Raw genomic sequence first — 21,370 nt, forward strand, 5'->3', positions numbered from 1 at the left:
TTCTTTATGCCAGCCTCTTCAACTCATGTAAGCAGCCAGCCACGCTGGCTGTTTCCTTTTGTCGTCACGGTCGTCTTTATGCTCAGCGCATTGCCGCTGGGGCGACTGGCCTATACCGGCATCATCTCGTCACTCAAGGGTGACATGTGGCCGTTGCTGAGCGATCCGGCTTTGTGGCAGGCCGTGGTCAACACGCTCTCCACCTCATTCTTTGGCATGCTGATCTCGCTCGCGATTGGCGGCGGTTTTGCGCTGGCGCTGACGCTTTGCAATATCCGCGGCAAGTCTCTGCTGAGCTTCCTCTTCATGCTGCCGATGATGATCCCGCCGCAGGTGACGGCGCTCTCCTGGATCGGGATGACCGGGCCTTCCAGCACGCTGTTGAAGGCAATCGGTCTGGCGCCGCCGCTCGGCTCTGTCCAGCCGCTCTATTCGATCTTCGGCATTTCGCTGCTGCTTGGCGTCCAGCACGCGCCGCTCGTCTATCTCTCGCTGCGGTCCGGATTGCTGGCGCTGCCGCAGGACGGGATCGAGGCGGCGAAGCTCTCGGGTGCTTCCTCCTGGCGGGTGCTCAAGGATATCATCCTGCCGCTCTCCATGCCGGGGCTGATTGCCGGTGCCGCGATTGCCTTTGTCTCCGGTGTCGGCAACTTCGGCATATCGGCCATTCTCGGCATACCCGCGTCGATCTTCACCCTGCCGACGCTGATCTACAGCCGCTTCTCCAGTTTCGGTAGCAGCACCTTTGGCGATATCGCCATGCTGTCCGGCATGATCGCGATCATCTCGGTTCTCGGCCTCGCAATCCAGGAACGGGCTATGAAGGGGCGCGATTATCGCATCATCGGGCTTTCCGGCAAGGCGGCCACCTTCCAGCTTGGGACATGGCGTCTGATCGTCGAGGCCCTTCTGTGGCTCTCCATCCTCATCATTCTCGTCGCGCCTTTGACGGCGCTCGTCGCAAGCTCACTTGCTCCGGCCTACGGTGTGCCGCTGACGCTGAACACGGCGACGATCCATGCGTATGAGGAAATCCTGTTTCGGCAGGCCGTGACCCGCACGGCCTTCATCAATTCGCTTTTTCTGGCGACAGTCACCTCCTTGTGTCTCCTGCTGGTGACTGTGCTGACGGCCTATTTCCTTGTGCGTGGCAAAAGCCGGTTCATGTTCCTGCTGTCAGCGTTGGTGGATATTCCCTATGCGCTGCCGGGCGTGGTCATTTCCGTGTCCTATGTGTTGCTGTTCGCGGCCCCGATCCCGCTTGTCGGCATCACGCTTTACGGCACGCTGTGGATCATTCTGCTGGCCTATTTCTCCTCCTTCTTCGCCGTGAGCCTCAAGCCGATGGTCAGTGCCTTCACCCAGTTCGATCCGGTGCTGGAAGAGGCGGCAAGGCTTTCGGGGGCCGGTTTCTGGAGACGGATGAAGGATATCATCCTGCCGCTCGTCGGCCCCGCTGCGGGCGCCTCCGTCATTCTGGTCTTTCTGATTGCCTGCAATGAATTGACCGTCTCCGCGCTGCTCTGGTCTGCGGGCACGCAGACCCTCGGCGTGGTGATTTATAATCTCGATGACAGCGGCAGTTTCGATCTCGCCTCGGCGCTCTCGGTGCTGGTGGTGGCGATGGTGATCGTGCTGATGCTGCTGCTTGAACTGCTCGGCCGCAAGCTGCCGAAGGGAGTTGTGCCTTGGCGAAACTGATCCTCAACCGCCTGTCGAAAAGCTTTGGTGGTGGCAAGCCTGCGGTCGATGATGTGTCGATGACGATCCGCGAAGGCGGCTTTCTGGCGCTGCTTGGTCCTTCCGGCTGCGGCAAGACGACGGTGCTGCGGATGATCGCAGGCTTCGAACAGCCGAGCGACGGGGCGATCCTTCTCGGCGAGCGGGTGCTGGCGGATGCTGGCAGCATGGTGCCGCCGGAGCGGCGCAACATGGCGATGGTCTTCCAGTCCTACGCATTATGGCCGCATATGACGGTGGCGGAAAATACCGGCTATCCGCTGAAGGTGCGCGGCATTACAGGCGAGCGCTATCGCCGCAAGGTGATGGACGCGCTGGCAACCGTGCGGCTCGACGCTTACGCCGAGCGTCGCCCATCGGAGCTTTCGGGCGGGCAGCGTCAGCGCGTCGCGCTTGCGCGCTGCCTTGTGACCGAACCCGACGTCGTGCTTCTGGACGAGCCGCTTGCCAATCTCGACCGGCATCTGCGCCAGGAGATGGAAGAGACATTTCGCGAGTTTCACGCTACCTCCGGCGCGACGATGGTTTATGTGACGCATGATCAGGCCGAAGCCATGGCGCTTGCGACAGATGTTGCAGTGATGTCGGAAGGCAGGCTGTTGCAGATGGCGCCTCCGGCGGAGCTTTACGCACGACCGGAAGGACGGCTCGTCGGATCGCTGGTGGGGCAGGGCGCCATTGTCTCGCTCAAGCTCCCGGAGGCTGCGCCGCGGGCGCTGGATTGGGAGATGCTGAAAACAGCCATGCAGGCTGAAGAGGGGATATCTCCGGCAGGTGATATTCTTGTCCGCCCGCAGGACGTGCTCCAAGACGCCGAGGGTATCGCCTGCCGGGTGAGCAGCATTTTGTATGAGGGCGAGCGCTATGCGCTGCGCCTCACCTTGCCGGATGGGCAGGCACTGCGTGCCTATTCTCGGGAGCCCGCAGCCCTCGGGGCGATCTATCCCATCGCTATCCGCTCGGCCTGGCGATTATAACGCGGGTCACTTGGCTTCCAGTCAGAAGCGACTAAGTTGGGCATTCATTCGGGAATGATTCATGTCGCTGCGGCTTGCCACCTTCAATATCGAGAACCTGATGACCCGGTTCGATTTCACCGGGTTTCGCAACCAGACCCGTCGGGATCGAGCCATGCAGCTCTTCGATGTGCGCGACGAGGCGACCTATAATGCGCTGGAAAGTGCGCGCATGCTGGCTTCGACCGATGACACGCGCCAGCTTTCGGCACTCGCCATTGCCGATGCGGATGCCGACATCCTTTGCCTGCAGGAAGTCGATAACATGGCGGCCCTGCAGGCCTTCGAATATGGCTATCTCTACCGCATGGTCGGCAATGGCTATCGCCACAAATATCTCGTGGAAGGCAATGACAGCCGTGGCATCGATGTAGCGGTGGTCATGCGTGACGAGACGCTGGATGGCGAGAAGATCGAGCTTGTCGATATTCGCAGCCATGCAGCACTCACCTATCGCAATCTCGACCTGTTCAACGACGAACTGGCGCTGACCAATGCCATCGATGACAAGATCTTCAAGCGCGATTGCCTGGAGCTTGAGCTGAAGATCGGCGGCAAGCCTTTCTCTCTCTTCGTCACCCACCTGAAATCCATGAGCAATGCCCGCGAGTCCACCGATGCGCGGCTTGGCACCATGCCGATCCGTGAGGCGGAAGTGCGCGCGATCCGTCGCATCATCGAGAATCGCTTCGGTCTGGATCAGGTACGCCACAGCAATTTCGCCATCTGCGGCGACATGAACGATTATCAGGAGCGAGTCGTCATCGCCGGCAACCGCCGGACCGGCCACAGCTTCACGCCGGTGACGGAGGCGCGCAGCGCGCTCGATCTCCTGACCAAGGATGGCTTTGCCATCAACCCCATGCAGCGCCGTGACGTGATGGATCGCTGGACGCTGTATCATTCCAGAGGCCCGCAGGAGCAGCATCTTTGCCAGTTGGACTACATCCTACTGTCGCAAAGCCTTGCCGAGCGGAATGCGGCACGCGTGCCGGAAATCATTCGCGGCGGGCAGCCTTACCGCACCGTCTTCCCGCCAGGGCATGAGGTGGAGCGCTATCCACGCACCGGCTGGGATCGGCCGAAGGCATCGGACCACTGCCCGGTGGTGATGACGCTGGATTTGGGGTGAGGCGACCCGCAGGCATTCGCCTTTGGATATTCAGCGATCGGTAAAAGCTCTAGTTGTCTGAAACACAATAGCCTCGGCCGAAGCCTAAGCGAGCCAGTTTCTCGCGAAGCGCATCGTCCGTTTCGGCCTCGAGCGACAGCAGGCCTGTATAGGGATCGCCGGATTGTTTCAGGGCCGACCAGAAAGCCGGCTCAGTCTTCAGCCCCTGTTGCCGCAAAAGCTTGATCGCCTCTTTGAAACTCTGACCGCCGATAGCAAGAAGCCGTCTTTCGATCTCGAAGTGGCGCCAGCCATTTTGGAGCGCAACCGGCTGCGGGCTTGCGAAGATCTCGAAGTCCCAGCCATGCGCATGAAACATCACGATGATCGGCCGGTCTTTGGATATCCACTGCCATATCCGCAGGTCGCTCATCGTGCCGTAAGCGTTCTGAACATCCGTCAAAAACGCGTTGGGGTCCGGCGCATGGCAGAGAATGTCGATATCGCTCTTCTCTGTCTCAACGCCCAGAGGCGGCGTCCCGGCGACCCTGGGGTCGTAGGCTATCAAGGCTTTCAGGATGCCAAGTTGTTGAAGGGCGATTTCGAAATGAGGTCGCGTTATCTGCATCATCCCCGCAGCGAACATAACGGCTTATGGATGTCCGGGCCGAACCCGATCATCGGGACCTTGAGGTTGCAGGCAGTGACGAGCGAGCGTAAGGCGCTTTACACGCCTTCGAACTTCACCGTCACGCCGCGCTGGCGGAAATAGGCCTGCATCAACTTCCGCCCGGAGCGGTTGTTGTGCGAAAGCTTGGATGCGTCGAAGGTCGCCTCCTTCAAGCCCTCGTGCTTCAGCGCCGCCTTCAGGTTGGCGATGTGCAGATCGATATCGGCATTGTCTGCGCGCAGCGATTCGTAAATGCGATCTGTCGCGTCCGCTACCGTCAATTCGCTCATCGTCATGCTCCTGTTCGTTCCGGCTGATGCTCAGCCTCAGTGCGGTTTTCAGAGCCACACTTTTTTCAGCAGCGCAAGCTTTTTGCCTGGAGAACCGGTGGAGGCTCTTTTGGGTGAGAAGGTTTGTCCGGCCCATCTATCAAACAGAGCGCTTCCCTTTTTGACCGGACGAACAAATTTCTTCTTTACATAGAGGGGGAATCTGATAATTCGGCGGCACTGGTTTGCCCTTGTAGCTCAGTTGGTAGAGCACCTGATTTGTAATCAGGGGGTCGCGGGTTCGAACCCTGCCGGGGGCACCAGTAAAATCAAAGGCTTGGAGCCGCTTCTTCCCTAAAATATGTCGCATTGTGTTGCAAAGCAGACCTCTACGTTTGCGGGGCGTTGGCGTCTGCCCACGGCTGTTGCACGCAACATGGACTGCGACATGCAACAGGAAAACGAATCATCCTGCATTCATTTTGCTGTCGTGCGCGCTCGGGATAGGCACGCTGCAGAGCCACTATTACGGCGCCGATAAGAGCAGCGCTTGCTTCGACACTTCGGCCTCGCTCACGCCCATCGCCCAGGCGAGGGATCCTTTCATTGTCTCTTCATATGCCCTATCGTCACTCATCTCATGAGGGCTGAGTGATGGGCGAATTTCTGGTTTTTCTTGCGGGTTTGCCGAGCATTGCATTGAGCGCAATTTTCGGCGCCCTCTTTGGACTGGTTGGTGGTCTGCTCGGTGTGATTCTGAAGCGATGGGGGTTTACGAATGCGTGGAGGTACGTGGCTGGGATTGCGGTTGCGGTTTCTGTCCCCCTGACAAGCAATCTAATTAAACCCGCGATTCAGAACGCGGCTTTAAACGATGGCCTGCCGAAAAAGCTTGATGACTTCACCATCCACGAGGCTACGAAAATCGTACCTGGTGGTGTCGAGTACCGATTCAGATTGGTTGGTGCCATCCCGCCAGACTTCAAAGTCTCCGCGGTGAAGCAAAAGAACTTGCAAGGGCTTTGCCAGATCTGGAAGCCGGATTTAGACGCGGGCCGAGCAACCAAGATTGTCTATTCGTACACATGGGACGGTGGCGCCGATGCCTATTCCGTTGTGCCAGGGGATTGCAAATAAGCGACAGAACCCGAGCCAGAAAGGCATATCCGGCTGACTTGGCATTTTCTCGCATTTGGCGGTCTGGCGTGCTGCACGCCATCCGCGAGTTCAACGAAAGAGAGGCCGAACTCGGCAATTCCTCGTACGCCTCTGGCCGGATGTTTCAATCGCAGGCATAGAATAGGCCGCGCTGTCGTCGCCTGGAGGAAGAGAATGTTCGAAGCCGCTTTCGTGATCGTTTGGGGAATGATTTACCTGGCCTGCTGGCTGCTGCCTTTTCAGCTGTCAAAGCGTATCGCGATGCACCGCTATGCGGGATGGCTCCGTTTCCTCGTGATTCTCCTATGTTCGGTGCTGGCGATCGCCATCTGTTTTGTCAGCACCATCACCGTATTCGCGTACCAGATTGCGCCCGCCGGGACCTTTATGGAAACGCTGTTTGTCGGGATCGGGCTTTCTATCTGGGCGACCATGCGAGGCAAAAAGCGCGTGCCTGCCAGTGTTTTCGAATGAGCGTCTGCAATTTGGCCCATCAGACTTCATCCTTGCGTCGCCGTTCCCGTTGCCCCTGATTTCTTTATTGCCGGGCTTTCCACAATTTTGTCCCTCCTTCGCCTATCATGGTCACGCGCCGGACAAATTTGCGGGTGATGGGCTTCGGCGCGCCGTTTCAGTTACCGCACGCTCTTCGGTGGATTTGGCGTTTTACGTTCAAAACCACAGGCGAGGGGTGCCGTGGCTGGTGAAAATTGCGTATGATCCCGCCAGCCCTTATGCGTGGTATCACCCGCAAAGGCGGATTTCGGTAATGCGAGTACAGGTGTTTCGGTGATCGATCCTTATGTTTTGCTGGGTGTTGAGCGCGAGGCCGATGAGGCTGCGATCAAGGCTGCCTATCGCAAGGCGGCGAAGAATGCCCATCCGGACAGCGGCGGGGATGCCGACCAGTTCGCCAAGCTGCAACTGGCCTATGATCTGTTGAAGGACCCGGTGCGACGCAAGGTGTTCGACGATACCGGCTATGATCCGCAACTGGCCGATCCTAAGGATCTGAAGGGCCTGTTGATGCTGGAAACGCTGGTGAACGAGTTCATTCTTGATGAGCGTGAGCCGGGCAGTTTCGATCCCGTTGCGGCCATGCGGCGCAAGCTGACCGACGATATTCTCAAGAGCCGCTTCCATATTCTCGAGCTCGAACGCCATCGCACCCGCGTGCGCAAGCACATGGACCGGCTTGGCATGAAGCCGGAAACGGATGTGCTTGGCTCCATGCTGCGCGCGCGCAGCCAGTCGCTTGCCGAAGCGATCCGCAACGCCGAGCACCAGATCGAGGTCATCGAACAGGCCTATACGATGCTGGAAGGCTATTCCTATGAACTGGAACGGGCGATCTTGGCCGAGCCGGTGCTGAAGGGCGAGGCGGCGGAGTAACGTCGTTCGCTCAAGCGCAGTGGTGCCATGTCCAGCCACATGGATGCCTGCGGTCTGCGATTCATGTTCAGATTTGAAACATGACCGGCCTACGCCGGACGTTCCTCAGGGACCGTTGACCAGTGCGAGAATGAGCTGATGCACCGCACCGCCATTGGTGAGTTCGACCTTGTCGAAATCCCGCCCGCGCTGGCGCTGCTCGTCGGAAAGCTCCTTCAGCCGCTGCTGTAAGACGGCGCGCACCTTCTGGCACTTCGGGTCGTCTTCCGCTCGCAGGCCGACGCTATAGGCCTCGATCTTCTTCACCATGTCGAGAATATGCTCGCCATGCACGCGTTCGTGTTTTTCCACGCCGGCAATGAAGCGCTGCCAGCTGGCCGCAACATCCGCTGGCAGTTTCGCCGGTGCCTTGGGCCATGTGTAGATGATCGTCAGGTTGGGTCGCGCGGTCGCCAATATGCAGGCGCCGTCCGGCTGTGGGCGGTAATCGCGCCGCCAGGTTAGCTTGAAGGTCGTGTGGGCAACGGCCTGGACACCGGCCTGTGGCCCACGTTCGCCGATGGATCGATAGAGCTCGATGCCGGAACTGCCGGATATGGCATAGGTCTTGATCTGTTCGGAGGGTTGCCAGTTCGCGGTTTGGGCTTGCGCCGCCATGGGTATCAGAGATGCCAGGAAAAAGCCCGCAAGGGCGGCGAGGGGGCGGAAACTGGGCAAGCGGAAAGTCCTGTTGATCATGCACGGGACGATAAGCGAAGTGATGGTCAGCGGGCAAGCGGCTTGCGGATGCGCTTGGTGCTAAAGTGCCGTGCGTCCGATTGGAGGCACAAAGAACGCGTTTCTTTTGAATCGACGCATCGTGTTTTCTGAAAATCGAGTCCGATTTTCGGGCCGACGCTTTACGTGGTTTGCTCTCGCACACCGCATGTGACTCTCGAGCTGATCTCGCTCCACGGAAGCCCGAAACAACGGGTACGCCGCAATGCATGGAACGCGATCATCACGTCATACTCGATGCCTCAACCGCGCATGAAAAAGGCCCCTGCGCGTAGAGCGCAGGGGCCGTTGATCGATCGCCCGAGGGCGCGTGCGATCAATCAATCGTCGAGCTTGTCGTAGTCCAGCTTCGGCGCGTTCTGCAGCGCTTCCTTGGTGGTGTCGACGTGAGCCTTCCACGTGCCATTGTCGTTGTTGATGGCAACGGAGGTCGGGTCGAGAACGACATAGCTCTCATTGATGCCGAGGAAGCCGCCGACGCTGGCGACGATACCGATGACGGCCTTGCCGTCGCCGATGACCACGTCTTCGATTTCGCCGATCTCTTCGTTTTGGGCATTGTAGATGTTCATGCCTTCGAGCTGATCAGCGGTCAGGTCGGTCTTCTGCACGTTGACAAACTTCAGCGGGCCAGCTGGCTTCGTACCCATGGTGAAACCTGGACCAGACATCATCGCATCAGCGCCAGCAGCGGCTGGTGCAGTTGCAGCCGGAGCGGCAGGTGCAGCAGTCTGGGCGAAAGCGACGGAGGAGGTCAGAGCTGCAACGGCAGCGAGTGCGAAAACCTTGTTTTTCATGAATGTTTCTTCCCTTTTGTATGCTGAACATTTTGTTCGGGGGAAGAACGGGTGGGGGCGATTTTGGTTCCAGCGGTCTTGCGAGCAATAATTTGTGGAATTGGTTGCGTAGCGTACTACCACGACTTGAAAGAGAATAAGCTAGATGCAATATAAGCATCATGGGGGTTCCCAGACGGAAGAGAGGAGTAATCCGATCCCGGATCACAGTAACGTGTGAGTCTAGTGTTTACACTGTCAATCGGGAAGGCGGTTAAGATCAATGCGATCATGGGAATGACTCCTATGGCAGCTTGGCTTTCGAAGCGCTTCCGGAACATGCCGGCAACGGACATGGCCTTGATGACAGTATACACCAAGTCGTTTATAAAGGACTTGAGTGGCGCGAATGCCATGCTGCATCGGCGGAGGCAATAATACTATCCATGCCTGTTGGAGTTGTTGCCTCCACTCGGTCCCTATTGGGAGCCGCAAGATAAAGACCTAAAGCATTATTTTCATTTTGATCGATTTATCGACTCTAAACTTGCTACTCGAATAGCCAATGATCCTGCGCTAGTTTCTAAGCACTCATTCTTTCCCCTGATACGGTTTTACGAGAGTTGGACGAGGTTCAGGGAGAAAGGGGCTCCGAAGAAGATCAAAGTCAGGCCACTGCGATACGCTGCCCACTTAGATGCGATTATATATGCGCGCTATCGATCACTTCTAGCCGAACTTTACGAGGAGGAACTCCGTAAGCGAGAACTCACAGAGGTACCGGTTGCGTACCGCCGCCTTATCGACACTGCTGGACACGCGAAGAGTAATATCGAGATATCCCGCGATGTTTTTGCTTGTGTCAAAAACATCGGTGACTGCATAGTTACCGTTGTCGACATCAAGTCATACTTTGAGAGCCTTGATCACGCTAACATCTTGAAGCAATGGGCGATGCTTGTTGGTGAACTCCTTCCTAAAGACCATACAGCTGTTTTAACAGCGGTCACCAAATACTCTGTGGTAGATTACGAAAAGGTCGCGACCCGTTTAGAGCTACGTGAGCGCGACACTTCTGCAAATACTAGGAAGCTTCGTAGGCGACGTAAGATAGATCACCTTCGAAAAACTGGTAATAAACAGCTCTGCTCACCGAAGCAATTTCGCGAGTTAGTAGCTGGGGCCAGTCCGACCAAACCTAGTCTAATTCAAAAAAATGGTTTTGATTTCGGTATTCCTCAAGGCACGCCGATTTCGGATTTAATTGCAAATTTTTATCTGATCGATTTCGACGAAGACATCAATCGGTGGGCAATGCAGAGAGGTGGCATCTATCGGAGATACTCTGATGACATCATCATTGTTCTTCCAAAAACATCGATGTCAGCTTCTCACGAAGCAAAAAATTATTTGCAGGATCAGATTCAACTTCATGGACGTCGACTGAGAATTCAGGATAAAAAAGTTTGTATCTGCGAGTTTTCGAGCACACTAGGTGCTATCGATTTCCGTCACGTTTATGGCTCTTCCTCGAAGAACGGACTTGAATATCTGGGTTTTGAATACGACGGGCGTCGAGTAAAGATAAGAAACGCTACGATGTCAAACGCTTGGCGGAAAATGAAAAAGCAAGCTTATGGGCACGCCTTCTTCTTCGTTAAACGCTATCGCGACAAAGGAGAGATATGGATCAGAGCGAATTATCCCTCTCATCAGCTTGAGAAGACAATTCTGCAGGATGTTACCTATCACCAAGACAAAGGATACGAGACATGGACGTTCGTAAAGTATGCACGTCGCGCGAGCCGTGCATTTGTGGGCATGAACGCAATTTTTTCCTCTCAAACACGTCGATACAGATACTTTACTAGGACGATGATCCAAGATGGCCTGGACATAGCGGTCAAAAAAATTGGGACTAAAATGCCCTAGCTGAACAAAGAAAAGGTCTAATTCACAGCGCTTCGTTGAGCAGCTACTTCGAAAGTTCACCATCCACAAACTTCAACGCATCGACAATAGACACCTTCCACAGCGACCAAACGTGATCGCCATCGGTAATGCGCAATTCCGATTTGCGATTGTCGGCTTGTAGCGTTTCGTGAAGGGCGACTGCGCCGCGCCAGAGGTAGAAGCCGTCGTCGTCTCCCACGGTCAGGTAGGTGGCCGGGAGGTCCTGGGACTCGGCGATGTGCTGGGCGACGAGGGTGAAGATGTTCTTTTCGTTGAAAAGTCTTGCATCGAAGGGCGTGCCGAAAGCGCCGGAGAAGTGGTCGCCGGTGGAGGGCAGGACGATGCCGCTTGTGACGGTGGTGCGATCGACGCGGTGGAAGAAGGCGCTGTCCTGAATGAGTTTCAACTCCGCCGGGGTCTTGTCGAGATCGGAGGCGGGAACATTCTGCCATATGGCGCCCGACAGGCTGGCGACTGCAGCGTAGAGGTCTTCGTGGGCGTAGGCCAGGTGCAGCGCGCCGAAGCCGCCCATGGAGAGGCCTGCAATGGCGCGGCCTTGCCTGTCCTTGCGCACCGGTAACGTCTTTTCGACATGGACGCGCAGATCGCCGGTGAGAGCGGTTTCGTAATCGCCGGGGCCATCAACGGCGGCGGAATCGACATACCAGCTGTTCTTTACGCCCGGCATGACGACGACCAGCGGGCGGATCGTGCCGGCGGCGATCATTCCGTCCAGCGTCTTTTCGATATTGCCAAGATCGCGCCAGCTGTTCTGGTCGCCATCATGGCCGTGCAGCAGATAAAGCACCGGCCAGCCATTTTCCGGCGGTCCGCCATCCGGGCGATAGATGTTCACCGGGAGATCGGCGTTCAGCGCATTGCTGTGAAAGGTGGCGTCGGTCAGTGCGCCGGCGAGGGCGGGTGAGGCGAAGCAGGTGAGAGCCAGGGCCGAAAGAGCAAGGTGGTGCAGCCGCATGGCGCTTCTCCTTCCGTTTCATTGCGCGCAACGGGAATGCCGTCGCGCGCTTGAAAGTTCCCGCGTTCTGTCCGCGTGTGGACTATTGCCCGGGTCTGCCCGTCTTGCCCTTGGTGCGGCCCTTGCGCTTTTGTTCGCCGGGGTCTTCATAGGAGCCGACGCCGACCTTGCCGCGTTTGAGCGGGCGTGGATCGTCCTTGTCGCCGGTTGCGCGTTCCGGCTGACCTTCCAGAAGCGGCGAAAAGCGTTTGCCGGATTCGGTTGTCGGTTTTTCCGGCGTCGCGCCGCGGACGGGTTTTTCCGTGCGGCCGACGGTCATTTCATCCAGCGTGTTCTTGCGGAAGAGCGGCTTCACCATGTCTGTGCCAGGGCCCATGTCGTCCAGCGAGGGTTTGGCGAAGAGGGATTTTTCCGGGGTGCTCGGGTTGTCCCCCTCTGTGCTGCCGGACATCTGCCCCTCAACAGGGGAGATCGACCCGCGGCTGGCACTCGATCCAGTTTTTCTGGACCTGTTTCCGCTCTCTTGGGATCTTGCCTCGTCTTTCGCAATGGGATCATCCATCGCGGCGAGTTCGGCGGCTTTGAGGCGCTTGATTTCGTCGCGCAGGCGAGCGGCCTTCTCGAAGTCGAGATCGGCTGCGGCATCGCGCATCTGTTTTTCCATGGCGTTGAGATGCGCCTGGAGATTGTTGCCGACGAGGTGGCCGCCATCGGCGAAGCCCTTGCCAGAAACGCCAGAAATATCAGCCCTTACGTGGTCGCGTTCATAAACCGAATCAAGAATATCGGAGATCTTCGCCTTGACCGATTCCGGCGTGATACCGTGTTCTTCATTATAGGCCATCTGCTTTTCACGGCGGCGGCTTGTCTCTTCCATCGCCCGCTTCATCGAACCGGTGATGTTGTCCGCATAGAGGATGACCTTGCCATCGACGTTACGCGCGGCGCGGCCGATCGTTTGGACGAGCGAGGTTTCGGAACGCAGGAAGCCTTCCTTGTCCGCATCCAGAATGGCAACGAAGGCGCATTCTGGAATGTCCAGACCTTCGCGCAACAGGTTGATGCCCACCAGCACGTCGAAGGCGCCGAGACGCAGGTCGCGGATAATTTCGATACGCTCGAGCGTGTCGATGTCCGAGTGCATGTAGCGCACACGAACGCCCTGTTCATGCAGATATTCGGTCAGGTCTTCCGCCATGCGCTTGGTCAGCACGGTGCAGAGCGTGCGGTAGCCCTTGGCGGCGGTCTCGCGGATTTCGCCGAGAACGTCGTCCACCTGCGAGCGTGCGGAGCGCACTTCCACCGGCGGATCGATAAGACCCGTCGGGCGGATGACCTGTTCTGCAAAGACGCCGCCGGATTGTTCCAACTCCCAGCCGCCGGGCGTGGCGGAGACGGAGACCGTCTGCGGACGCATGGCGTCCCACTCCTCGAAGCGCAGTGGGCGGTTGTCCATGCAGGAGGGCAGGCGGAAGCCGTATTCGGCCAGCGTCGCCTTGCGGCGGAAGTCGCCCCGATACATGCCGCCGATCTGCGGAATGGTGACGTGGGATTCGTCGATGAAGATCAGGGCATTGTCCGGAATATATTCGAACAGGGTCGGCGGCGGCTCGCCGGGGGTGCGGCCCGTCAGGTAGCGCGAATAGTTTTCGATGCCGTTGCAGGAGCCGGTAGCTTCCAGCATTTCGATATCATAGCGGGTGCGCTGTTCCAGGCGCTGCGCTTCCAAAAGACGGCCCGCCTTTTCCAACTCGGCCAGACGATGCTTCAACTCTTCCTTGATCGACTTGATTGCGCCGTTCAGCGTCGGACGAGGGGTCACATAGTGCGAGTTGGCATAGATCTTCACCGATTGCAGATCGCCGGTCTTCTGGCCGGTCAGCGGATCGAATTCGGTGATGCTCTCGATTTCGTCTCCCCACATGGAAATGCGCCAGGCGGCATCTTCCAAGTGGGCGGGGAAAAGCTCGATCGTATCGCCGCGCACGCGGAAGGAGCCGCGCTGGAAATCCATGTCGCGCCGCTTGTATTGCTGTGCCACGAGATCGGCCAGCAGTTGGCGCTGGTCCAGCTTGTCGCCCACCTGCATCTGGAAGGTCATGGCGGTGTAGGTTTCCACCGAACCGATACCGTAAATGCAGGAGACGGAGGCGACGATGATACAGTCGTCTCGTTCCAGAATGGCGCGGGTGGCGGCGTGGCGCATCCGGTCGATCTGCTCGTTGATCGAGGATTCCTTCTCGATATAGGTGTCGGAGCGCGGGACATAGGCTTCCGGCTGGTAGTAGTCGTAGTAGGAGACGAAGTACTCGACCGCGTTGTTGGGGAAGAAGTTCTTGAACTCGGAATAGAGCTGCGCGGCCAGCGTCTTGTTCGGCGCCAGGATGACCGCCGGGCGCTGCGTCGCCTCGATGACCTTGGCCATGGTGAAGGTCTTGCCCGAGCCGGTGACGCCGAGCAGCACCTGAGAGCGGTCGCCGGAATTGATGCCCTCCACCAGATCGGCGATCGCGGTGGGCTGGTCACCGGAGGGCTTGTACTCCGTGACCATTTCGATGGCGATGCCGCCTTCGGATTTCGGCGGGCGGACAGGACGGTGCGGCGTCCACAGCTTGCCGTCCTTGAACAGCGGATTGCCGCTTTCGATCAGCTTGGAGAGCGCGTCCACCGTGGCCGTCACCGCACCGGGCGCCAGCGACTTGGCGTCTTCCAGCGAGACATCCATGCCGGCCACCGGGTTGAGGCCAGCGGCGGCGCGCGTCTTCGGATCGGATGAGCCGCCGATGGAAACGCCGCGCGAGGTCTTGGACGCCGTCGGCATCTTGCTTGCCTTGGCGGCAGCCTTTTCCGCTTCCTTGCGCGCTTCGATCTCGATCTTCTTACGGTGCTTGCCTGCCTTGGACGCAACTTCGCGCTGGGTCTCCACGGACGTCGCTTCGGCTTCCGCTTCCAGCTGCTTCACCCAATCGGCAACAGAGCCGGAGAGGGGAGCGCCTTCGAAGGACGCTTGGGGCATCTCTTCAAAACCATTGGAGCGGGAGCTTTCGGAGGATTTTTTCGGTGATCTGGCCATGGGCAGAATATGGAGCGCTTAAACCCCAAAAGGAAGAGGTGCGCGTGAAAAAATGAGTACAAAAAGGCAACGATACCCTGTTGGAACAAGATGCTGGCTTCCGCGTTTTCTGCGGCTTTGAAGCACCTTTTTGAGGTGCGTCACATTTGTGTTCCGCTTTGTTCAAAGATGCACAAAGCAGACATCTCAAATCGGAACAGGCGACCGCCACCAAGCAAGAAGGGTGGTACACCTTAAGACAACCGCATTGGGACGTGTCGCCATCCGACTGCAAGCACCTCCCGATCCTGGCTTTTCCTTTTTCCTTTTACCAGCGCTTCATGCCATATGTCGGCTTGCGCACGAGCAATCCGTGCTTGCTCTGGCGGTCGTCTTCGGAACGCGCCCGCGCGCACAGGTCCATAAGCTTGCAGAAAAGAGGTAGTGCCATGATCACCCGTCCCGCAACGATAGACGATGCCGAGGGAATGGCGGCGGTGCAGAACGAGATTTTTGCGGCGGGGCTGCGCAAGACGCCGACGGATGTCGAGACTGTCACGAACACCTATATTTTGGATCCCGACCGGATCGCCTGTACGGTCGCCATCGATGAGGACGGGCGCATTCTCGGCTTCCAGTCGCTGAGGCTCGCCACCGCTGCCGGCAATCCATACGGCGTGGCGGAAGGCTGGGGCATTATCGGCACGCATGTCAGCCCGTTCGCGGCGCGAAAGGGTGCCGGTAAGGCGCTGTTCAGGGCAACGCTCGAGGCTGCGGAGGCGTTCGGTCTCAAGGATATCGACGCCAGTATTGGCGCCGATAATGATATGGGGCAGGCCTATTACGAAGCCATCGGGTTTCGCACCTATCGCACGACGGAAGATCGTGTCTGCAAGGCCTATCGGCTCGGATGACGCATATCAGTCGTCACTCAAGCCGGTGTCGGTTCAGGATGCTGAGGCGGTTTTTCTTCGCTGTCCGAGTTTCTGGACCGCGAGATCCAAGAGAAGCATGACGATCAGGCTCGCGCCGACCAGCGGGAAGATGATCCCGCCCACTGCGAGCATTGCGGCAAGCCCGTAAAGTGTGCCTTTGCTTTGCGGCATGGGTGGAACACCGAGCGAGCCCTTCGGGCGGCGCTTCCACCACATGACGCCGCCGGACACGGCGAGCAGGATGATGGCGAGGCAGGCAAGCGCCAGTACGATCTGGTTCGCAAGGCCGAACTGCTGGCCCATATGCACATTGATGCCCCATTCCAGCCCGCGGCCAAGCGGCCCGTAATCGGCGTAGCGCATGTCGATCAGTGGCTTCCCGCTATATTGATCCAGATGGATGACCCGCTGGTTGGAAAGGTCATCAGGGTAAACCGATCCGCTATAGACGCCCTCCGGCTTCGTCGGGAGCGCCACGGCATAACCGGCAGCGAGGCCGAGTTCATCGAAGCGGGCGACGGCCTTGTCGATGCCGATGGGGGCTGGCATCTGGTTGACCTGATCGTGGTTCATGGCCGTGTGATCCATGGGCATGGCGGGCGAGGGCTCCATGTGCTGACCATGGTCGTGACCTTCGGAGGTCGGTATCTTTGCCTGCTCCAGCGACCATGAGGTTTTCGACACATCGTTGAGCCGATTGCCCGACATCGGCACATCGACACGCACGCCTGCCGGATAACCGAAATTGTTGCCATTGGCCCATTCATTGACCTTCGCGCCCCAGACGCCCGACCACGGCATGCCGGTGATGGCGAGGAAGACGATGAAGGAGCCGACGAAGATGCCGGTAACGGCGTGCATATCCCGCCAGAAGACCCGCTTCTTCGGCGTTCCGCGAACCGACACCACGCCGCCGGTCTGGTTGCGCGGCCACCAGAGATAGATGCCGGTGGCAACCAGCAGGATTGACCAGCCTGCGGCGATCTCGATCAGATAGCGGGCATAGGTGCCGAAATATTTGAGGCTGTGGAGGGTGCGGATCGTCCACATGACGGTGCCGCGATCCGGCAGGGAGCCAAGGACTTCTCCTGTGTAGCCATTCACATAGACGGCGCGCTTGCCCTCCGGCGTGCTGATGGTGACCTCTGTCGACGCACCGGGATCGGCGGGTTTGGTGAGTTTGACGGCGGTGCCGGGTACAGCAGCCACAGCGTTGGCGATGATGGTGGAGGGCAGGGCAGCGGTGGTGTTCTCCACCACGTCCACCCGTTTCAGGTTGGCATGGATGGCGTTATCCAGCTCATCCTTGAAGAGGTAAAGCCCGCCGGTGATGGCGAGCGTGATCATGAATGGCAGGACGAAGAGACCGGCGTAAAAATGCCAGCGCCAGACGGCGCGATAAAGATTGAGCGATGAGGGCGCGCTCACGCGGTCACCCACAGAAGTGGTGCTGATGGACATTATTGGCTCCGCAAACGGTGCAGGCAGTCGCATCTATCCTGTCGGCGACGTACCCGCTGGAGATTTCAACACAGAGGTCGGATCGCAAAAATCGCCGTGAGCATTTGAGGCAATTTCGGCGCGATACGCCCGTAGCCAGCAAGGAGGCTGATTGTGCTCCGCGCCTTCCCCTGTTCGGGAGAAGCCCGCCGGATCATGCGTGAGACAAAGAGGGAGGGCCGCGTGGCTGCTGCTCGCGCGTCGGCGGCGAAGCGATCTTGTTTTCAGTCCAGCGCCACAAGGTGACGTGAACATGCGGAACGATGCGCCCGGCAATCTCGGTCGGGCTTGCGAGCAGGGCGGTAAAAGATGTGGAGGCAAGGCGGCAGAGTGTGCCGCAGCAGCTATTGGCGAGCTTCTCCGCAGGCGACTGCTTCTGCGTACCGGCATCCGGCATATGAGCGGCGCAGATGATGTCATCGGCGGCAAGGACCGTGGCCGCCATGCTGCCATGGGCAACGCCATTCGCAAGGCCTTGCAGCAGAAAAAGCAGCAGGGCCAGCACTGCGACAGCGCCAGCCGAACTGCGATCCTGCATGATCCTGCGAATAAGCTTCATGGCAAATCCAGTGGCACAGTTTCGCCACGATGTCACTGCGACAAAGGCGGCAGGGGAATACGTGTCTCAGGCCTCGTGCGGACGGGTTAATGTCGGCTAGCCACGCCAAATCCGTCAGACATCAAGCGCCCCTTGGCTTCCTTACTATTATATGTAGGGGCGGAAACATGACACAGGTTTAGTCTGAAGTTCGCGATCGATTGCGCTCGCATATCGATCAGGTGATGGAATGAGATCACTCCGTTTGACTGCTGCAACGCATCTTTGGGTATCACCATTCCGGCAGAGGCGAAGCAGCTCGCGAGACTTGCCGCTCTCTGACAGACGTTTGTAAGTGATCCGGCCGCTGGTTACATCGATGTAGATGGGATCGGGTTGTGCGGCGAACTCGCGCACTATTATGTCCAGGTTCATCTTAGCGCTGCGGTCGGCAGCGTAGATGGCTAGAACCAGCGCATGAGACTGTTTTTTGGCGGACCTGCCACTGCGGGGGTCGGGTCCAAGTGGATCCAAGAGACCGATTAAGAACTCGCTTGAGAGTCTTTCTAGTGCGGCAGGGTCACCCTGCTTGGCCTTTCGCCAGGCGTCATTCCAAATCGTACCACATGACTCTGCCAGTCTTGCCTTATCGGTGCACCCAGCGAGCGGACCTACCAATAATAGATAAAGAACAGGGAGAGTGAGGAAAGCGGAACGTCCCCTTTTTGAGTCGTGCCGGACTTTCATTCTGCCACCATTCCATTATTCGCCGCTTTGCGCCAGCGATGAGCGAGTTCGTAGGCCGCGTCGATATTTTCGCGCCATCGGGGTAGGTCTAAGAGGGAAAATTGCACAGTTAGGCCGAGGTTTTCCATACTCCACCACACGTGACCGAAACAGATAGGGTTTGGCACGCGCTCGGCCTTAGCGCACTGCAAGATTACCGACGGCTCGCTGCCGGAGAAAAAGTGATCAAATGGTGCTTCCTCTGATCCGTCATAGTAATTGAGGTCATATTTCGTGCCAGAGAACTCGGCACCGAGGTTCTTCTTGGTGTTTTCAAGGCGCTCCGCTGGGAGACGGTCTCTCAGTGGAGACGTGGAAAGAGGCAACCATGGGTTTTCGATTGAAGCAATGACGATGAACTCGCCATCCTCCGGCATCTTCCTTCCATTCTCGCAGAAGCGCGAGGACGCTATTGAGAGCGTGTCCCTTTCTGGCCAGCGCAATGTCGGCATCCAGAAGGCGTAGCTGATCCCTGTACCCATACGCTTTTCACTAGCACCCGGCGTTGCGGGCGTGATGTCCTCCAAAGGGGCACCATACCACGGGCTTAGGTGGCCCAGCGGCACTTTGAGCCAAGTTCCTGACGCGTTGAAGAAGTATTCTTTGGATAGCTCGCGACCCCGATAATCCCTTTGATTGATCGGATTGCTCGGCTTGATTGATGGCGGGCACGTAACGTTATCCGCGTAGGCGAGGGAAAAAAAAGTTAGTTTTGCCGCTAGGCACAAGAGACCGAACTTCACTGCCATCGCGTTGCGCTTCTTCGCCTTGTTGTTGATCGCGCTGTTTGGACCGCCCTTGCGCCCTCGCTTCAGCGATTCTCCACCTTCGCCGAAGTCTGGTCAAGCCGCATTCAACCTGTGAGCCTCACCCCTGAAACCGCTTCTAGTTCCAACGTCACCGTTGTCGATTCACTGCGCGGCGCAGGTGACAATAGTATCGGCGCGCGGTGTTTTGTCTAAGTAGACGGTGAGGGGCAGGTCTCTTCAGGCCGAATGCGTCGTTGAGCAATCCTGCGCCAATGCTACTGCCTTGGCACGGATTACAAATTGTCCATGTCGGCAAAATGCCGCCGTTCTGCACGTTTTTTGCCCGAATTGACGGGGATTCTGCTGCTCTCGATAGTTGGCAGGAGTGGCAGGCATGGCTCCGTTTTCTCCAACGATGGCGGCGATCCGCTATGGTTACGGTCTTGCGCCGGACCAGATACTCAGCCGAAACACGGACGATCTGCTGGTGCAGCTCGTGGATGCGCCTTTGAAGGAAAGCTTCTTTCCCATCGGCGGTGCTTTCGATGCGCGGCAAAGAGTTGACGACCTCGCCAAGGGGTTTGAGGCGCTGAAGATCGCCAAGAAAAACAATGATGCCGAGACTGATCGCGCGGCGCGCCAGCAATTGCAGCGCAAGGCCGAGCAGAGCTTTCAGCGCGATAGTCTTGCCCGGGTGCTTCAGGCGGCCTTCTCACCCTATGGGTTTCACGAGCGGCTGGCCGCCTTCTGGTTCGACCATTTCTCCGTCAATGCGCACAAATCCTTCCCGATGCGAATGATCACGCCGCTCTACGAGGTCGAAGCCATTCGCCCGCATCTTGCGGGATCGTTTCGCGATCTGTTGCAGGCATCGGTTCTGCATCCGGCTATGCTGATCTATCTCGATCAGTCGCAATCGACTGGCCCGCAGTCGGCAGCGGCGACAAATCGGAAGAAGGGTCTGAATGAAAATCTCGGGCGCGAGCTGATCGAGCTGCACACCATGGGCGCCGGCAGCGGCTATACGCAGACCGATGTGCGCTCTGCGGCGCTGGTGCTGACGGGCATGACCGTGGACGATCATTACGAGATGATGTTTCGCCCCCGCATGGCAGAACCGGGAGAGATCAAGGTGCTCGGCGTCAACTACGGTGGCGACCCCAGGTCGGCTGATGACTGTCTCGTCATGCTGGATGATCTGGCAAGCCGACCGGAAACGGCGCAGCATATCTGCCGCAAACTCGTGGCCCACTTCATCGCCGACAATCCGCCGCCGGATGTGATCGCCGCGATGGTCAAAGAGTGGAAGGCGAGCGACGGCAATCTGGCGAAGGTCTATGCCGCCATGCTCAACCATCCGCGCGCCTGGCAGGAGCCAGGTGCCAAGATGAAGCTGCCTTTCGACTATGTCGTCTCCGGACTTCGCGCTTTTGGCATCACCAGGAAGAACTGGCGTGAGCGCATGTCTCCGGATGGTGACGATAGCTACACGCCCTTCGATACTCCGGTGGCGGCTGCAGCGCAGCAGGCATTGAAGAGCGCAAGCGATGACATGGCACCTGCCATGCAAGGCGATGGCGCGCAGATGGCGATGGAGAAGCCGCCAACAGATATGAAAACGGCGATGCCTTCCGATCCGGCGCAATTGCCAAAGCCGAAGGCCAGTCTTGCCCGGACGCTGACCGTGGCAGCCCTTCGCCGCATGGGCCAGCCGGTGTGGCAGCCCCCGAGCCCCGCGGGCTTCGAGGAGGGCGTTGCCTCGTGGCTTTCGCCCAGCCAGATGAGCGAACGCATTCTGTGGGCGCGTAAGGCATCCGGCGCGCTCGGCAAGGATATGGAGCCGAAAAAGCTTCTTGAAGTGTCGCTGGCCGATCAGGCGCGCGACGACACGATCCGTGTGGTTGGACAGGCGCCAAACAGGGTCAGCGGTTTGACGCTGGCGCTGTCTTCCCCCGAATTCAACAGGAGATAG

At 58.2% G+C, this 21,370-nt stretch carries 19 protein-coding genes and 1 tRNA gene; 10 read left to right on the plus strand and 10 right to left on the minus strand.

Features of this window, described 5'->3' with window-relative positions:
• Positions 1–6 precede the first annotated feature (6 nt).
• The 3 genes from ACTJK5_RS03795 (at position 7) to ACTJK5_RS03805 (ending at position 3,888) form a co-directional block, all read left to right on the plus strand.
• On the plus strand, positions 7–1,701 hold the full coding sequence (locus ACTJK5_RS03795) for an ABC transporter permease (RefSeq protein WP_440611878.1): 1,695 nt from the start codon (positions 7–9) through the stop codon (positions 1,699–1,701).
• Complete coding sequence (locus ACTJK5_RS03800) at positions 1,689–2,717, plus strand: ABC transporter ATP-binding protein (protein ID WP_440611879.1); 1,029 nt, start codon at positions 1,689–1,691, stop codon at positions 2,715–2,717. Before ACTJK5_RS03795 ends, ACTJK5_RS03800 begins: the two co-directional genes overlap by 13 nt.
• Positions 2,718–2,778: 61 nt before the next feature.
• Positions 2,779–3,888, plus strand: coding sequence for an endonuclease/exonuclease/phosphatase family protein (locus ACTJK5_RS03805; RefSeq protein WP_440611880.1), 1,110 nt, complete (start codon positions 2,779–2,781; stop codon positions 3,886–3,888).
• A gap of 49 nt (positions 3,889–3,937) precedes the next feature.
• Here ACTJK5_RS03805 and ACTJK5_RS03810 read toward each other — a convergent pair whose 3' ends face one another.
• A complete protein-coding gene (locus ACTJK5_RS03810) occupies positions 3,938–4,498 on the minus strand; it encodes a DUF4269 domain-containing protein (RefSeq protein ID WP_440611881.1) in 561 nt (186 codons plus the stop codon).
• Positions 4,499–4,593: 95 nt separating this feature from the next.
• Positions 4,594–4,827, minus strand: a complete 234-nt coding sequence (locus tag ACTJK5_RS03815; protein WP_062599008.1) for a hypothetical protein — start codon at positions 4,825–4,827, stop codon at positions 4,594–4,596.
• A 226-nt stretch (positions 4,828–5,053) separates the two neighbouring features.
• Here ACTJK5_RS03815 and ACTJK5_RS03820 point away from each other — a divergent pair.
• The 4 genes from ACTJK5_RS03820 to ACTJK5_RS03835 all read left to right on the plus strand — a co-directional run bounded on the left by ACTJK5_RS03820 (position 5,054) and on the right by ACTJK5_RS03835 (position 7,356).
• Positions 5,054–5,129: transfer RNA gene (locus ACTJK5_RS03820), tRNA-Thr, on the plus strand.
• A gap of 331 nt (positions 5,130–5,460) precedes the next feature.
• Complete coding sequence (locus ACTJK5_RS03825; protein WP_440611882.1) at positions 5,461–5,943, plus strand: hypothetical protein; 483 nt, start codon at positions 5,461–5,463, stop codon at positions 5,941–5,943.
• A 195-nt stretch (positions 5,944–6,138) separates the two neighbouring features.
• On the plus strand, positions 6,139–6,438 hold the full coding sequence (locus ACTJK5_RS03830) for a hypothetical protein (protein WP_440611883.1): 300 nt from the start codon (positions 6,139–6,141) through the stop codon (positions 6,436–6,438).
• Positions 6,439–6,753: 315 nt separating this feature from the next.
• A complete protein-coding gene (locus ACTJK5_RS03835; protein WP_062426650.1) occupies positions 6,754–7,356 on the plus strand; it encodes a J domain-containing protein in 603 nt (200 codons plus the stop codon).
• Positions 7,357–7,461: 105 nt separating this feature from the next.
• Here the strand turns inward: ACTJK5_RS03835 and ACTJK5_RS03840 are convergent, their stop codons facing one another.
• Together ACTJK5_RS03840 and ACTJK5_RS03845 are read right to left on the minus strand one after the other, a co-directional pair.
• Positions 7,462–8,013 carry a DUF922 domain-containing Zn-dependent protease gene (locus ACTJK5_RS03840; RefSeq protein WP_245495355.1) on the minus strand — a complete coding sequence of 184 codons (552 nt, stop codon included), beginning with the start codon at positions 8,011–8,013 and terminating at the stop codon, positions 7,462–7,464.
• Positions 8,014–8,453: 440 nt separating this feature from the next.
• The gene (locus tag ACTJK5_RS03845) at positions 8,454–8,930 is read right to left on the minus strand and encodes a PRC-barrel domain-containing protein (protein WP_062440716.1); all 477 of its coding nucleotides are present in this window, start codon (positions 8,928–8,930) and stop codon (positions 8,454–8,456) included.
• 441 nt (positions 8,931–9,371) lie between these two features.
• Here ACTJK5_RS03845 and ACTJK5_RS03850 point away from each other — a divergent pair, with 441 nt between their 5' ends.
• Positions 9,372–10,841, plus strand: coding sequence for a hypothetical protein (locus tag ACTJK5_RS03850; protein WP_440611884.1), 1,470 nt, complete (start codon positions 9,372–9,374; stop codon positions 10,839–10,841).
• A 43-nt stretch (positions 10,842–10,884) separates the two neighbouring features.
• Here ACTJK5_RS03850 and ACTJK5_RS03855 read toward each other — a convergent pair whose 3' ends face one another.
• The 3 genes from ACTJK5_RS03855 to ACTJK5_RS03865 all read right to left on the minus strand — a co-directional run bounded on the left by ACTJK5_RS03855 (position 10,885) and on the right by ACTJK5_RS03865 (position 15,341).
• A complete protein-coding gene (locus ACTJK5_RS03855; protein WP_440611885.1) occupies positions 10,885–11,838 on the minus strand; it encodes an alpha/beta hydrolase in 954 nt (317 codons plus the stop codon).
• An 82-nt stretch (positions 11,839–11,920) separates the two neighbouring features.
• Positions 11,921–14,911 (minus strand): excinuclease ABC subunit UvrB, encoded by a 2,991-nt coding sequence (uvrB, locus tag ACTJK5_RS03860; RefSeq protein ID WP_112521554.1) that lies wholly within the window; start codon positions 14,909–14,911, stop codon positions 11,921–11,923.
• Between the two features lie 307 nt (positions 14,912–15,218).
• Positions 15,219–15,341 carry a hypothetical protein gene (locus tag ACTJK5_RS03865; protein WP_312930852.1) on the minus strand — a complete coding sequence of 41 codons (123 nt, stop codon included), beginning with the start codon at positions 15,339–15,341 and terminating at the stop codon, positions 15,219–15,221.
• Here ACTJK5_RS03865 and ACTJK5_RS03870 point away from each other — a divergent pair.
• Entirely contained in the window at positions 15,340–15,804 is a 465-nt protein-coding gene (locus tag ACTJK5_RS03870; RefSeq protein ID WP_440611886.1) for an N-acetyltransferase family protein, read from the plus strand. The two genes, ACTJK5_RS03865 and ACTJK5_RS03870, sit on opposite strands and share 2 nt — an antisense overlap.
• A 33-nt stretch (positions 15,805–15,837) precedes the next feature.
• Here the strand turns inward: ACTJK5_RS03870 and ACTJK5_RS03875 are convergent, their stop codons facing one another.
• The 3 genes from ACTJK5_RS03875 to ACTJK5_RS03885 all read right to left on the minus strand — a co-directional run bounded on the left by ACTJK5_RS03875 (position 15,838) and on the right by ACTJK5_RS03885 (position 19,398).
• Positions 15,838–17,286, minus strand: a complete 1,449-nt coding sequence (locus ACTJK5_RS03875) for a PepSY-associated TM helix domain-containing protein (protein ID WP_440611887.1) — start codon at positions 17,284–17,286, stop codon at positions 15,838–15,840.
• Positions 17,287–17,479: 193 nt separating this feature from the next.
• The gene (locus ACTJK5_RS03880) at positions 17,480–17,884 is read right to left on the minus strand and encodes a DUF2946 family protein (protein WP_440611888.1); all 405 of its coding nucleotides are present in this window, start codon (positions 17,882–17,884) and stop codon (positions 17,480–17,482) included.
• 722 nt (positions 17,885–18,606) lie between these two features.
• Positions 18,607–19,398, minus strand: a complete 792-nt coding sequence (locus ACTJK5_RS03885) for a hypothetical protein (RefSeq protein ID WP_440611889.1) — start codon at positions 19,396–19,398, stop codon at positions 18,607–18,609.
• Between the two features lie 394 nt (positions 19,399–19,792).
• Between ACTJK5_RS03885 and ACTJK5_RS03890 the strand changes: the two genes are divergently transcribed.
• Positions 19,793–21,370 carry a DUF1800 domain-containing protein gene (locus ACTJK5_RS03890; RefSeq protein WP_440611890.1) on the plus strand — a complete coding sequence of 526 codons (1,578 nt, stop codon included), beginning with the start codon at positions 19,793–19,795 and terminating at the stop codon, positions 21,368–21,370.

It is taken from the genome of Agrobacterium sp. 22094 (genome assembly GCF_052046015.1).
GTDB lineage: Bacteria > Pseudomonadota > Alphaproteobacteria > Rhizobiales > Rhizobiaceae > Agrobacterium > Agrobacterium cavarae.